Source organism: Acinetobacter sp. ANC 3929 (assembly GCF_000369405.1).
Classification (GTDB): domain Bacteria; phylum Pseudomonadota; class Gammaproteobacteria; order Pseudomonadales; family Moraxellaceae; genus Acinetobacter.
In genome coordinates, this window is the sequence record NZ_KB849994.1 from 356,549 (window position 1) to 368,889 (window position 12,341).

Annotated in this window: 10 protein-coding genes and 1 pseudogene; 2 read left to right on the forward strand and 9 right to left on the reverse strand. The window is 40.0% G+C overall.

Annotated features, from left to right (window positions below):
• The first annotated feature begins 300 nt into the window (after positions 1 to 300).
• Positions 301 to 1,905: an isocitrate lyase gene (locus F909_RS18030; protein WP_005145450.1), complete on the forward strand. Its 1,605-nt coding sequence runs from the start codon at positions 301 to 303 to the stop codon at positions 1,903 to 1,905.
• Positions 1,906 to 2,216: 311 nt separating this feature from the next.
• On the opposite strand, the gene F909_RS18025 is transcribed toward F909_RS18030, so the two are convergent.
• The 3 genes from F909_RS18025 to F909_RS18015 all read right to left on the reverse strand — a co-directional run bounded on the left by F909_RS18025 (position 2,217) and on the right by F909_RS18015 (position 4,804).
• Positions 2,217 to 2,843 carry a superoxide dismutase gene (locus F909_RS18025; protein ID WP_005145453.1) on the reverse strand — a complete coding sequence of 209 codons (627 nt, stop codon included), beginning with the start codon at positions 2,841 to 2,843 and terminating at the stop codon, positions 2,217 to 2,219.
• Positions 2,844 to 3,070: 227 nt separating this feature from the next.
• Positions 3,071 to 3,694: a superoxide dismutase gene (locus tag F909_RS18020; RefSeq protein ID WP_005145456.1), complete on the reverse strand. Its 624-nt coding sequence runs from the start codon at positions 3,692 to 3,694 to the stop codon at positions 3,071 to 3,073.
• A gap of 351 nt (positions 3,695 to 4,045) precedes the next feature.
• Positions 4,046 to 4,804: a Nif3-like dinuclear metal center hexameric protein gene (locus tag F909_RS18015; RefSeq protein WP_005145458.1), complete on the reverse strand. Its 759-nt coding sequence runs from the start codon at positions 4,802 to 4,804 to the stop codon at positions 4,046 to 4,048.
• A gap of 188 nt (positions 4,805 to 4,992) precedes the next feature.
• Between F909_RS18015 and F909_RS18010 the strand changes: the two genes are divergently transcribed.
• Positions 4,993 to 6,177: a trypsin-like peptidase domain-containing protein gene (locus F909_RS18010; protein ID WP_005145459.1), complete on the forward strand. Its 1,185-nt coding sequence runs from the start codon at positions 4,993 to 4,995 to the stop codon at positions 6,175 to 6,177.
• A gap of 204 nt (positions 6,178 to 6,381) precedes the next feature.
• Here F909_RS18010 and F909_RS21640 read toward each other — a convergent pair whose 3' ends face one another.
• The 6 genes and pseudogenes from F909_RS21640 to map form a co-directional block, all read right to left on the reverse strand.
• The gene (locus F909_RS21640; protein ID WP_005145460.1) at positions 6,382 to 6,516 is read right to left on the reverse strand and encodes a hypothetical protein; all 135 of its coding nucleotides are present in this window, start codon (positions 6,514 to 6,516) and stop codon (positions 6,382 to 6,384) included.
• Positions 6,503 to 7,714 carry an MFS transporter gene (locus F909_RS18005; protein WP_005145461.1) on the reverse strand — a complete coding sequence of 404 codons (1,212 nt, stop codon included), beginning with the start codon at positions 7,712 to 7,714 and terminating at the stop codon, positions 6,503 to 6,505. The genes F909_RS21640 and F909_RS18005 overlap by 14 nt, the downstream gene beginning before the upstream one ends.
• Positions 7,715 to 7,892: 178 nt before the next feature.
• A pseudogene (locus F909_RS18000) lies at positions 7,893 to 8,159 on the reverse strand (porin); the annotation flags it as partial.
• An 83-nt stretch (positions 8,160 to 8,242) separates the two neighbouring features.
• Positions 8,243 to 9,589, reverse strand: a complete 1,347-nt coding sequence (locus F909_RS17995; RefSeq protein ID WP_005145463.1) for an MFS transporter — start codon at positions 9,587 to 9,589, stop codon at positions 8,243 to 8,245.
• A 380-nt stretch (positions 9,590 to 9,969) separates the two neighbouring features.
• Positions 9,970 to 11,112, reverse strand: a complete 1,143-nt coding sequence (locus tag F909_RS17990; RefSeq protein WP_032877514.1) for an OmpW/AlkL family protein — start codon at positions 11,110 to 11,112, stop codon at positions 9,970 to 9,972.
• 204 nt (positions 11,113 to 11,316) lie between these two features.
• Positions 11,317 to 12,141: a type I methionyl aminopeptidase gene (gene map, locus F909_RS17985; protein ID WP_005145466.1), complete on the reverse strand. Its 825-nt coding sequence runs from the start codon at positions 12,139 to 12,141 to the stop codon at positions 11,317 to 11,319.
• Between the last annotated feature and the right edge of the window lie 200 nt (positions 12,142 to 12,341).

The window sequence follows — 12,341 nt, forward strand, 5'->3', positions numbered from 1 at the left end:
TTTTAGCTTTTTCTGAACTGATGAGTCTAGAAAGTGAGTCTGAAACTTGATGATTAGCTATAACTATGTATTTTATAAGTTTAATAAAAACAATTATTTGTATTATGTTTTTTGCATTTTTGAAAAATGGTTATACATATATTTTTTTAGAAAATACTGAAGATTAAGCTAGAATATTGGATAAAACACTTGCCAAAGACTAAGCTGTGATACATGTTGATGACGTGCTTTAAATCTAGACTAAATAAAATCAGGATTTTTTAGCGATCATTCGATGCCAATCCGCAAAAGGAATATATCATGTCTACATATCAAACAGCGATTGATGCAATCCGCGAACTAAAAGCAAAATTCGGCGACACTTGGCGCGATATTAGCCCAGAAGATGCTGCGCGTATGCAAATGCAAAACCAATTCAAAACTGGTTTAGATATTGCTAAATATACAGCTGCGATTATGCGTCGTGATATGGCTGCTTATGATGCTGATTCTAGCAAATATACTCAATCATTAGGTTGCTGGCACGGTTTTATCGCGCAACAAAAAATGATTGCGAACAAAAAATACTTTGGTACAACTGAACGTCGCTATATCTACCTTTCTGGTTGGATGGTTGCTGCACTTCGTTCAGAATTTGGTCCACTTCCTGACCAATCTATGCATGAAAAAACGTCTGTACCTGCTTTGATCGAAGAAATCTACACTTTCTTACGTCAAGCTGATGCGAAAGAACTTAACGATTTATTCCGTGCACTTAAAAAAGCAAACGAAGCAGGCGATACTGCTAAAGCTGCTGAAATCACTGCTCAAATCGATGGTTTCCAAACTCACATCGTACCAATTATTGCAGATATCGATGCTGGTTTCGGTAACGAAGAAGCGACTTACTTACTTGCACGTAAGATGATCGAAGCGGGTGCTTGTGCACTTCAAATCGAAAACCAAGTATCTGATGCGAAACAATGTGGTCACCAAGCTGGTAAAGTAACTGTTCCACATGAAGACTTCATCTCTAAAATTCATGCATTACGTTATGCATTCTTAGAAATGGGTCTTGATGACGGTATCATCGTTGCACGTACTGACTCTGAAGGCGCTGACTTGACTCAAAAAATCCCAGTGGTTAAAGAGCCAGGCGACATCGCTTCTCAATACATCAGCTACTTAGATACAACTGAAATTGACATCGCTGATGCTCAAGAAGATGAAATCTTAATCAAACGTAATGGTAAATTACACCGTCCTAAGCGTTTAGCTTCTGGTTTGTATCAGTTCCGTGCTGACACTCAAATTGACCGTGTTGTACTTGACTGTGTATCTAGCCTTCAAAATGGTGCTGACCTTCTTTGGATCGAAACTGCGACTCCAAACGTAGAAGAAATCGCTCACATGGTTAACCGTGTACGTGAAACTGTTCCAAATGCGAAGCTTGTTTATAACAACAGCCCATCATTCAACTGGACTTTAAACTTCCGTCAACAAGCTTACGACCGTTGGGTTGCTGAAGGTAAAGACGTTTCTGCTTACGACCGTGCTAAATTAATGAGCGCTGAGTATGATGCTACTGAATTAGCTGCTGATGCAGACGCTAAGATCCGTACATTCCAAGCAGATGCTGCTCGTGAAGCAGGTGTGTTCCATCACTTGATCACACTTCCGACTTACCATACTGCTGCTCTTTCTACTCATGAGCTTGCACAAGGTTACTTCGGTTCTGAAGGTATGTTGGCATATGTTGCTGGCGTACAACGTAAAGAAATCCGTGGTGGTATCGCTTGTGTTAAACACCAAGCAATGGCGGGTTCTGACATCGGTGATGATCACAAAGAAATCTTCTCTGGTGACAACGCTCTTAAAGCGCACGATGATGCTAAAAACACAATGAACCAATTCGCTGCTCACTAAGCACTGAGTTGATTCAAAAAAACCCTGCGTAAGCAGGGTTTTTTATTGCTTTAAAATAAATATTTAAGACTGAATCTTTGTTTCAAGAAAACTAATTATGGCCTTTCTGATTATTAGTGATGAGACGCTTTCTATTGAAAGCACTTATTCAATGAGAGTGGGTCTATCTTTATTAACCTAAGGACAATGTAAAAGAGACTTTATTTTAACAAGAGCGAGTGAATTGGATGGCTGAGTCGAATGATTCCATCAAAATATAGACATAAAAAAACTGCCCATGAAGAGCAGTTTTTTATTCAAGAAATAATCACTTATTTCTCAACACCTGCTGGTTGACCTGCAAGTTTTGCATTTGCATAGTCCCAGTTTACTAGGCTTTCTAAGAAAGTTGCGATGTACTTAGGACGTAAGTTACGGAAGTCGATGTAGTAAGCGTGTTCCCATACGTCGATAGTTAATACTGCAACTTGGCCATGTGCAAGTGGAGTGTCTGCATTCGCAGTTTTAGTAATCGATAATTTACCGTTTACTTCATCAGCAACTAACCAAGCCCAACCTGAACCGAATTGAGTTGTTGCAGCAGCAGTAAATTCCTCTGCAAACTTTTCGTAGCTACCAAAAGTTTCGTCAATCTTCGCTGCAATCGCGCCTGTAGGTTTACCACCACCATTTGGCTTCATGCTGTTCCAGTAGAACGTGTGGTTCCATACTTGCGCAGCATTGTTAAAGATACCTGCTTTAGATGCATCACCAGCAGAAGCTTTGATGATTTCTTCTAAAGTTTTGCCTTCAAGGTCAGTACCTTTAATTAAGTTGTTTAAGTTAACAACATAAGTATTGTGGTGTTTGTCGTGATGGTATTCTAAAGTTTCGCGAGTGATGTGTGGCGCTAAATCATCATAGCCATATGGAAGTGCAGGTAAAGTAATGGTTGTCATGTTTCATTCCTTGCAAATTTGCTGGGTTTTACATTAAGTGCTTTTATTGTAAATGATTCTATAGACAATAGGGCAGTCTTTTAATACACAAAATATGCAAAAAATTTCGTTATGAGACATATACGATACAACAATGATTAGAGTTTTTAGCTCGTTTAGTGAACGTTATAAAATACTCTAACCAGTTTTTTATGGTGATACTGAATTAGGCTGAGCTGATTCGAAAATTATTGTACTTTTGCTTGTAATGTTTGGTGATAACGGCGATTAACTTCATTCCAATTCACGACATTATAAAATGCAGCAATATATTCAGGACGGCGATTTTGGTATTTTAAATAATACGCATGTTCCCATACATCCAAACCTAGAATAGGCGTATTACCATGCATCAGTGGCGAGTCTTGGTTGCCACTGCTTTCGACCACTAATTTGTGTTCAGGTGTCACACTCAGCCATGCCCAACCACTACCAAAACGACTCAGTGCTGCTTTGGTAAATGCATCTTTAAAAGCATCGAAACCACCAAGTTGCTGATGAATGGCTTTAGCAATATCACCTGTAGGTTCACCACCTCCTTGCGGGCTCATGACTGTCCAAAAAAGTGAATGATTGGCATGTCCGCCGCCATTATTGATCACCATATTTTTAAGGTCCGCTGGAACTTCATTCACTTTGGCGACCAGTTCCTCTACAGGGAGTTTTTCCCATTCTGTGCCTTCAATTGCGCCATTAATATTATTGATATAGGTCTGATGGTGTTTGCTATGATGAATTTCCATTGTTTTGGTGTCAATGTTCGGTTCGAGTGCATCATATGCATAAGGAAGCGCAGGTAAAGAATAGGCCATGTGTTTGATTCCTTTTGTAATCAATGTGGTTTTATTGCGATGAATTAGAGCGCCTTTATTATTTATTTAAAAGCTAATGAGAATCAATATCTTTTAATTTGCTTTTATCTATGCGAAATGGAGTAAAAAATAAATTTTATTTATCATTCGTTTGTTGGGGCTTGAATTGACTTGCCAAGGAAAATAGAGGGCTGATTTAGGCTTTATAAGCCCAAAGATATGATAAAGACATTGCGATGATGATAAGGCTAGCGCAAATCTTAAGTTGAAAATGGACGGATTAAAAAACTACGATAGATTGTGATGGGAAGGAGCAAAAATAATTTCACTCCTTCAAAGGATTGAATCGAATTAGATCGGGTTGTTAAGTTCAAAATATTCTGTTTCGATCGAAAACTGCTTTGCAATTGCCTGTGCTAAGCGCTGTACACCATAACGTTCAGTTGCATGGTGACCACATGCAAAATAATGTACCCCAAGTTCTTTGGCTTCATAAAAAGTACGTTCACTGACCTCACCTGAAATATAGGCATCACAATCTGTTTGAGCTGCTTTGGCAATAAAATCTTGCGCGCCACCGGTGCAGAAGCCTACTTTTTTAATTGCAGTTTTATCACTTGGCAGATGAACCACGTTAAAATCAAAAATAGCCTGTAACTTCGCTTTAAATTGTTCTGGGCTAAGGGAATCGTCTAAATAGCCAATATTTCCAATCGGGTGTTTTTCGGCAGGATCCAAGGCTTCCAGATTTTGTAAACCAATTAAATCTGCAATGGCGATATTATTTCCGAGTGTAGGGTGGGCATCTAAAGGCAAGTGATAGGCAATCAGGGAAATATTATGTTGAATAAGTTTCTTGATACGATTGCCGCGCATGCCTGTAATTGGATAGGCTTCACCTTTCCAAAAGTAACCATGATGTACAAGCAAAGCGTCGGCTTGTTGTGCAATCGCGGCATCAATTGCATCTTCAGATGCAGTGACAGCACACACAATTTTATTCACTTCAAGCTTGCCTTCAATTTGTAAGCCGTTAGGTGCGTAGTCTTTAAATTCGTTGGCCTTTAAAGTTTGATCACACCATTGCACAATTTCATGCAAATTTGCCATACGATTCCTCAAATGATTTACATCTCGTCTCAGCATTCATGAGAACATATTTTTAAATGTAACTAAAGCTAGACAAAACTTTTTTAACTTTTGCATTGATTTTAAGCAATTTACTTTACAATAGTGGAAACTTCCAGTTCTTCAATAAATTACGTTCATAACATAATTTCGCCTAGAGGATGATAGACGTGCGCCGTGCATTTACATGGTTACCTTGGGTATTACTCATTCTTGTTATATTTAGTTTTCTGGCTTGGCAGAAATCACATCAACCGAAGCCCACAGTGGCTGCTGATGGCGTAAAAATGCCAGCCGAAAAGGTTGAGCCACTGATTGATACATCACGTACCGGTGGGGTGGTTTCGTATAGTGCTGCAGTTAAAGTGGCTGCGCCTGCCGTGGTGAATATTTTTACCACTCAGAAAGTTAAACAGATGAATCATCCATTACTGAATGATCCTGTGTTTCGTGAGTTTTTTGGCAATCAAGTGCCACAGCAACCTCAAAATGAAAACAGTCTGGGGTCAGGTGTAATTGTGCGCGCTGATGGTTATATCTTGACGAATAATCATGTGATTGCACAGGCTGAACATATTGTTGTGGCATTGCATGATGGGCGTCGTGCTGAGGCGACGGTTATTGGGACTGACCCCGATACAGATTTGGCTGTGATCAAAATTGAGCTAGACAAATTGCCAGTATTGCCATTTAAGTTGAGTGGTAATGAAGTGGGAGACGTTGTTCTCGCGATTGGTAATCCATTTGGTGTGGGGCAAACGGTCACACAAGGGATTATTTCTGCGACTGGTCGTTCTGACTTGGGTATTAATACTTACGAAGACTTTATTCAAACCGATGCGGCAATTAACCCAGGTAACTCTGGTGGTGCATTGATTGATGTTGCCGGGAATCTGATTGGTGTGAACACAGCAATCTTCTCTCAATCTGGAGGTTCACTAGGGATTGGTTTTGCAATCCCAGCGAAAGTTTGTCAACAAGTATTGAATTCAATTTTGAAAGATGGCCGAGTGGTTCGTGGGTGGTTAGGCATTAGCTTAATTCCAAATAATTTGGATGAAGATGTGCTGGCGGCGAAACCGATTGGTGTTACTGTTGCAGATGTCTTACGCCAAGGTCCAGCGGATACAGCAGGGATTAAACGTGGCGACAAGATCATTCAAGTCAACAATGAGCAAATTTCTTCTGCATCGCATTTAATTAATTATGTGGCATTGCAAGCACCAGAAAGTTTGATTGATGTGATCATTGAGCGTGAAGGAAAGCAGCAAACAGTCCAAGTGAAAGTGGGTGAGCGTAAAGTACAGCAAAATGCGCAATCGCAGTATATTCCACTGCCTAAACGCCAACAGTAAAGTGCTTTGTTTCTAACCAAATAAGGGTTGCTGATGAGTAACCCTTATTTATTTCAGGCAATAAATAAGCGTGTTGATTTATTCGATCAACACGCTTTTTGCATTTTATAGATTTTTTATTTTTCATTACACCATCGAAATTTGATGATTTGATGACAGTTTTTTGATCTTCATATGACAAATAACAGCGCTTGAAAGATTTGCTCAATGCGCACAAAAGGCTTGATTAAAGTATTCAAATAAATCTGGTGTTTGAAGCCAGATGGCAATTGAAATACTGATCAGACCAAAAATAAAGATGACTAAGATCAGCTTGAAATTTCGTTCAATACTCGTCATGGATCACAGCCTCTTCATTGACGAAAAGATGGATAACTACACCAAAGATACTCAGGATTAAACAGGTGAGCCAGATCAAATTATAGTTGCCTGTTAAATCATGATTTACGCCGCCTAACCAACCGCCAAAGAACGAACCGATTTGGTGGGTAAAGAACACGATCCCACTAAGCATGGATAAATATTTGACGCCAAACATGTTGGCGACAATCCCATTGGTGAGTGGAACTGTTGATAGCCACAGTAATCCCATAATGATCCCAAAGCTATAAACGGTCAATGTGCTTAACGGGAGGAGTAAAAATGCGATAATTGCAATACCACGTAAGCCATATAACAACATCAGTAGCTTTGGTTTGGAATAGCGATCACCTAACCAGCCTGCACCATAAGTTCCGACAATATTAAATAAGCCTACCAGTGCTAAAAATATTGTGCCAGTGGTGGCATCAAACCCATGATCAATCAAATAGCCAGGAAGATGTACCCCGAGAAAGACTACTTGGAAACCGCAAACTAAAAAGCCAAGTGATAGCCACCAAAAGGGTTTGTGATCTCTCGCGATTTTTAATACTTGTTTAAAGCTTAAGCTGGGTTGGTTGAGTGCTTTTGGTATACTCGAAGTTGGTGCTTTTAATAACCAAGCCAAAGGAACAATAAACGCAATGGCGAAAGCACTGACCAATAATGCAGATGACCAACCGATGTTTTTGAGTAAAAGCAAAGTCGATGGCAGCATGATAAATTGTCCAAATGAACCTGCTGCACTGGCAACCCCCATCACCATACTGCGTTTCTCAGGTGGCGCAGCACGGCCAACAGCAGAAAGAAGGACCGTGAATGAAGTCGCGGACAAGGCAAGTCCAATCACCAGACCTAAGCTGAGGTTCAGTAATAGTCCTGTGGAGCTAAATGCCATCAGAATCAAGCCAATGGCATACAGTAAACCACCCGCTGCAACGACTTTCTTAGTTCCGTATTTATCTGCAATCGCACCTGTAAAGGGTTGTGCTGCGCCCCAGATTAAGTTTTGCATGGCAATTGCGAAACTGAAAATATGGTGTCCCCAGCCAAATGCATCACTCATTGGGACCAGATACAGCCCAAAACCATGACGCACACCTAATGAAAGTGCGAGTACCAGTGCACTTCCAATGAGCATGTAAATCAGCTGTTTGGAAAATTGTGGGTTGGACATTGTTGTTATGATCTTAGAATAAGTGAAAAGTATTTTAAAATACTTCGAGTCATATTTCGATTCTTAACGGAAATAATTGTGGGTTTGTTTCAAAGGCATAAAAGCGGAACAAACTCAATTTGCCCGCTTTAATCGTACCCAGTTGAGTATCTTTTAAACCTAAGAAGCGGTTACGCTATGTCCATTCATTACTATCACCATCAGCACTAAATTCCCACTCAATTGCATAGACCGCATTTAGCCGCTCAGTGAGTTTTTCATCACCTTTAATACCGAGATATGAACTATTTGAGTTAATTTCCCATACATCCTTATTTGAGCTGTTGGTATTTTTTTCTGGTAAACAATCGATGCTGGCATCAATTTCGCCGTATAGCGTTGGTGCTGCATAAACAGCACTGCTTAAAAAACTGAGCATAGCGAAGCTAAGAAGATTCAATTTCATATTGAGACCCCTGAAAATGGTGTTGAAGTATTTGATTTGAAAATCGTGTGGGATAATTGCATCCCACAGCAAAGGTATTGTGATCAAGCGAGAGAGTTACGTTCTAAGACGGCTTGCTCAAACAATTGTTGTTCTTTGGCTTTATGTTCGACTGAGAAGCGTATAAGGATGACGCTAAATGCAGCCACGGTGACTAATGCACCTAAGATCATCAAGCAGGTTTGCACGTCAAGTAAACCTTTGAGTAAGAAACCTGCGGCAACCGCACCAACATTGCCACCCGCACCGATGATACCTGCGACACCACCCAAAGCATTACGGTCAATAAAAGGTACAAGCGCATAAGTTGCACCACAAGACATATGCGTAAAGAGCGCAAAAACGGTCATGCTGATAATCGCAAGTGCTACGGTATTCATTTGAGAGAAAAGTATGAGGAATAAACCTTCACATAGGATCATGATAAATAAAACTTTAGTTCGGCCATCTAAGCCTTTTGAGATCGCAACCTTATCTGAGAGGTAACCTCCGAGTGCACGAGCAAACAGGGCGAGTAGGCCGAAAATACCCGCAGTTAAACCAGCTTCTTTAAGTCCCATATTGAAGTGATCGACATAGTACATCGCTGCAATGTTATGAATAAAAATTTCAATACCAAAGCATGCAGCATAAGAGACAAAGAGAATCCAAACACGGTAATTACGGGCAGCTTGCATCAGGATAGCAACACCACCTTTTTTGCCACTACCAACGTCAATGCCTTGCTCGCGAAGCTCTTTAAAATTTCCTTGAGGGCAATCTTGAGTAAATTTCCAGTACAGCACACCTACAATCAGCATCATGATGCCAGGTACGAGCAGAGCAATTCTCCAACCCATAGCTTGTTCAACACCAAACATGACAATCGCACCCAAGATAAGCGGCATAATTGCTTGGGTCGCACCACCACCTGCATTTCCCCAACCTGCAGAAGCGGCATTGGCAGTGCCAACAACGTTTGGTGCAAACATCACACTGGTATGGTATTGGGTAATGACAAAGCTTGCGCCAATTGCACCAATCAATAAGCGGAAGAATAGGAAGGATTCATAGGTATTTGCTGCGGCAACACCGAACACGGGAATACTGCCAAGCAGTAAAAGTGCAGTGTAAGTCTTACGTGGACCGTATTTGTCACAGAGTGGGCCAACGATGAGGCGAATTAGAATGGTAATCGCAACTGCTGCAATGTTGATATTGGCGATTTGATCTTTGGTTAAATTGAATTCACCTTTAATGACAGGCATCAGTGGTGCGCAGGCAAACCACGCAAAGAAACAGACAAAGAATGCCAGCCATGTCATATGAAAGGCACGCATGGCAGGTGTTGAAAAGCTGAATAATTTTATTTCGGTGGCTTTTTTTGCATCTATATTCATTGGTGAAGACATAACTTTCTCCTGAACTGCACGTTATTTATTTTTGCTTGGCAATTACGCTGCCAAAGCAAATCGAACAGAACGGACGTCATTGGCCGTCATCAAATTAATTTATGAATCGTCGTTGATTCATTTTGTTTGATATACAGCAAGTGTCATGCCAGAAAAATAAATTAACCAAATGAATAATTTAAAATATTAATCATCAAGGTGTTTATAGGAATATTGGGTGGGGCAAGCTACTTGTTTGTAAGAAAAGGCAAGATGGCTTTGTAGATTGATGTGAGACAAGCGTCTGAAAATTGATTTCTCTTGGTGCATGATTTTTGATCATAGTATTTTAAAAGATCACAAAAAAAGCAACTGATGCTGCTTTTTAGGGGAAATGAGATTTAGAAGCGATAGCCGACACCTGCGTAACCTAAAATAGGATTGATTTCGATATCAGTTTTTGCGCGAATAAGTTCTCCATATTTATCATCATTCACTGTTATTGTTGCTTCCCCTGTGAGGTGTGCATATGAAACAGAACCAACAGCAAACCAGCGATCGTTAAAATCATAAGTAAAACCAGCAGTAGCAATAGGAGCAAATGCGTCTGACGCTTCTAATTTAACTTTTGGATCACCAGAGCTGGTCTTTTTATCCAATGCTGCACCTGCTTTGCCATCTTTAATATTGACGATCATATGTCCAGCATTGATGAGGTCATTTTCGATTGCAGAGTTGATTTTTAGCTCATTAAAATAAGCATACATTAGACCTAATCCAACATAAGGTCTGAATTTATTCACACCTGTTTTACCGAAATGATATTGGAATTCAAAGGCAGGCGTCCATGCGCGTGCGGTAGCTGCTGTACCATGTGATTCAAGGTCAGTAATAAAAATATCTTTTTTTAATGGGAGATCACCAATAACTGAGCCCAATCCTTCAGGTGACGCTAAACCTGTTAATGGTGCGTAAATTTTTCCTTTTCCTTGAATATCTACTTTAGGGGGGATACCAGCTTTCATTTCTAAGGAGACATTATCTGTGAAGAAGTAGTTAGTCATAATACCTAAAGTTAGAACATCATCTGCTTCTAATCCCGTACCTGCATTATCCCAAGATGATAGTCCATTAATCTCTGCTGATCCTGCTGTCTTCGCTTTTAAATATTGCTCTCCATCTTCGCCTTTATAGGAAATTACTCCAGGTAATCCTAAGTTGAGAAGTGTATTTTTTTCTAGATCAAGCACACCCTTTAGTATTGTTTTTTTTGCTGTAGCATTTTGTTTAGATTCATCAATAGCATTCAAGACTGAGTCGGCTTTAACATCTCCAACACGCGTTTTAGTGCCTTCTGCAATAGCTGTATTAACATTTACAGGTTGAGCTTTGCCTGTTGGTTTCACATATAAAGCACCTACAGAAACAGAAAAGCGCTTAAAGCCATCTCCATCTTTTAGACTGAAATAAGGTGAGTCTGCGAAAGTAACGGTAGGTAGGGCACATAAACCTGTAAGCAGGCAAGCGAATGATTTCTTCATCATCGTGGGACTCCATGTCCAGAAAGTTTGTTAGGATTTTTCTTGCGCCCACCATAACGCTATTTTTAGACAGGGTTTGTTTAGTTAGGATTTATAATTGTTATGCTTATGAATATTTTTGTTTGATTTAAATAAATTGATGAAGAAATTGTGAATATATAAAAAGCCACCGAAGTGACTTTTTAAAAATAATTTAAATCAAATGAATTACATAAAACGAGACAAGTCTTCTTCAGGACGAGCAGTCAAAACTTCGATCCCTGTTTGTGTTACCAAAATCGTATGTTCATATTGGGCCGACAATTTGTGATCTTTTGTGACAACCGTCCACTTATCACCTAAAAGCTTGGTTTGCCAAACACCTGCGTTTACCATTGGTTCAATAGTAAAGGTCATGCCAGCTTCTAAGCGCATACCTGTGCCTTTTTGCCCATAATGTAAAACTTGTGGTTCATCATGGAAAACATTGCCGATACCATGACCACAATATTCACGGACAACACTGAAACGCTCAGATTCAACATATTGCTGAATTGCATAACCTACATCACCAAGGTATGAACCATCTTTAACGGTTGCCATACCGCGATACATCGCTTCTTGAGCCACTGAGCACAGGCGATTTGCAAGAATAGAGGTTTCACCACCAACCACATACATCATGTTGGTATCGCCGTGATAGCCATCTTTAATGACTGTTACATCAATATTTAGAATATCACCGTTCTTTAATGTTTTATTTTCAGATGGAATACCATGACAAACCACATGGTTTACCGAAGTACAAATCGAATGTTGAAAAGCAGGGCGACCAGGTGCGGCACCATAACCTACACAGGCAGGAATCGCTTGTTGAACATTTTCAATGTGATTGCGACAGATCGTATCGAGTTCTAGTGTGCTCACACCCGCTTTAATATGCGGTTTAATCATGTCTAGAACTTCAGCCGCCAATTTCCCTGCAACACGCATCTTTTCAATTTCTTCAGGTGTTTTGATTAATCGGCGTGGGGCTGTATAAGTTGTATTCATGATCTCTAAAAACTTTTGGTAATTTGCAAGTGTCTATGGTATAAATAGCCGCCTATTTTATCAAATGCTTTTCGTGAATATATTTTACGAAAATATCTGATAATGATAGTCGTAAAAAATCCGCACATATATCGACACATTACTCTGGGTGCCTAGCAATAGGTGGAGAATGCGGATATATGGAGGCCTAACCCAAACTT

What these genes read in the sequence shown, in the direction of transcription:
- F909_RS18030 (WP_005145450.1), top strand. Translation starts at nt 301, where the DNA reads ATGTCTACATATCAAACAGCGATTGATGCAATCCGCGAACTAAAAGCA.
- F909_RS18025 (WP_005145453.1), bottom strand. Translation starts at nt 2,843, where the DNA reads ATGACAACCATTACTTTACCTGCACTTCCATATGGCTATGATGATTTA.
- F909_RS18020 (WP_005145456.1), bottom strand. Translation starts at nt 3,694, where the DNA reads ATGGCCTATTCTTTACCTGCGCTTCCTTATGCATATGATGCACTCGAA.
- F909_RS18015 (WP_005145458.1), bottom strand. Translation starts at nt 4,804, where the DNA reads ATGGCAAATTTGCATGAAATTGTGCAATGGTGTGATCAAACTTTAAAG.
- F909_RS21640 (WP_005145460.1), bottom strand. Translation starts at nt 6,516, where the DNA reads ATGACGAGTATTGAACGAAATTTCAAGCTGATCTTAGTCATCTTTATT.
- F909_RS18005 (WP_005145461.1), bottom strand. Translation starts at nt 7,714, where the DNA reads ATGTCCAACCCACAATTTTCCAAACAGCTGATTTACATGCTCATTGGA.
- F909_RS17995 (WP_005145463.1), bottom strand. Translation starts at nt 9,589, where the DNA reads ATGTCTTCACCAATGAATATAGATGCAAAAAAAGCCACCGAAATAAAA.
- F909_RS17990 (WP_032877514.1), bottom strand. Translation starts at nt 11,112, where the DNA reads ATGATGAAGAAATCATTCGCTTGCCTGCTTACAGGTTTATGTGCCCTA.
- map (WP_005145466.1), bottom strand. Translation starts at nt 12,141, where the DNA reads ATGAATACAACTTATACAGCCCCACGCCGATTAATCAAAACACCTGAA.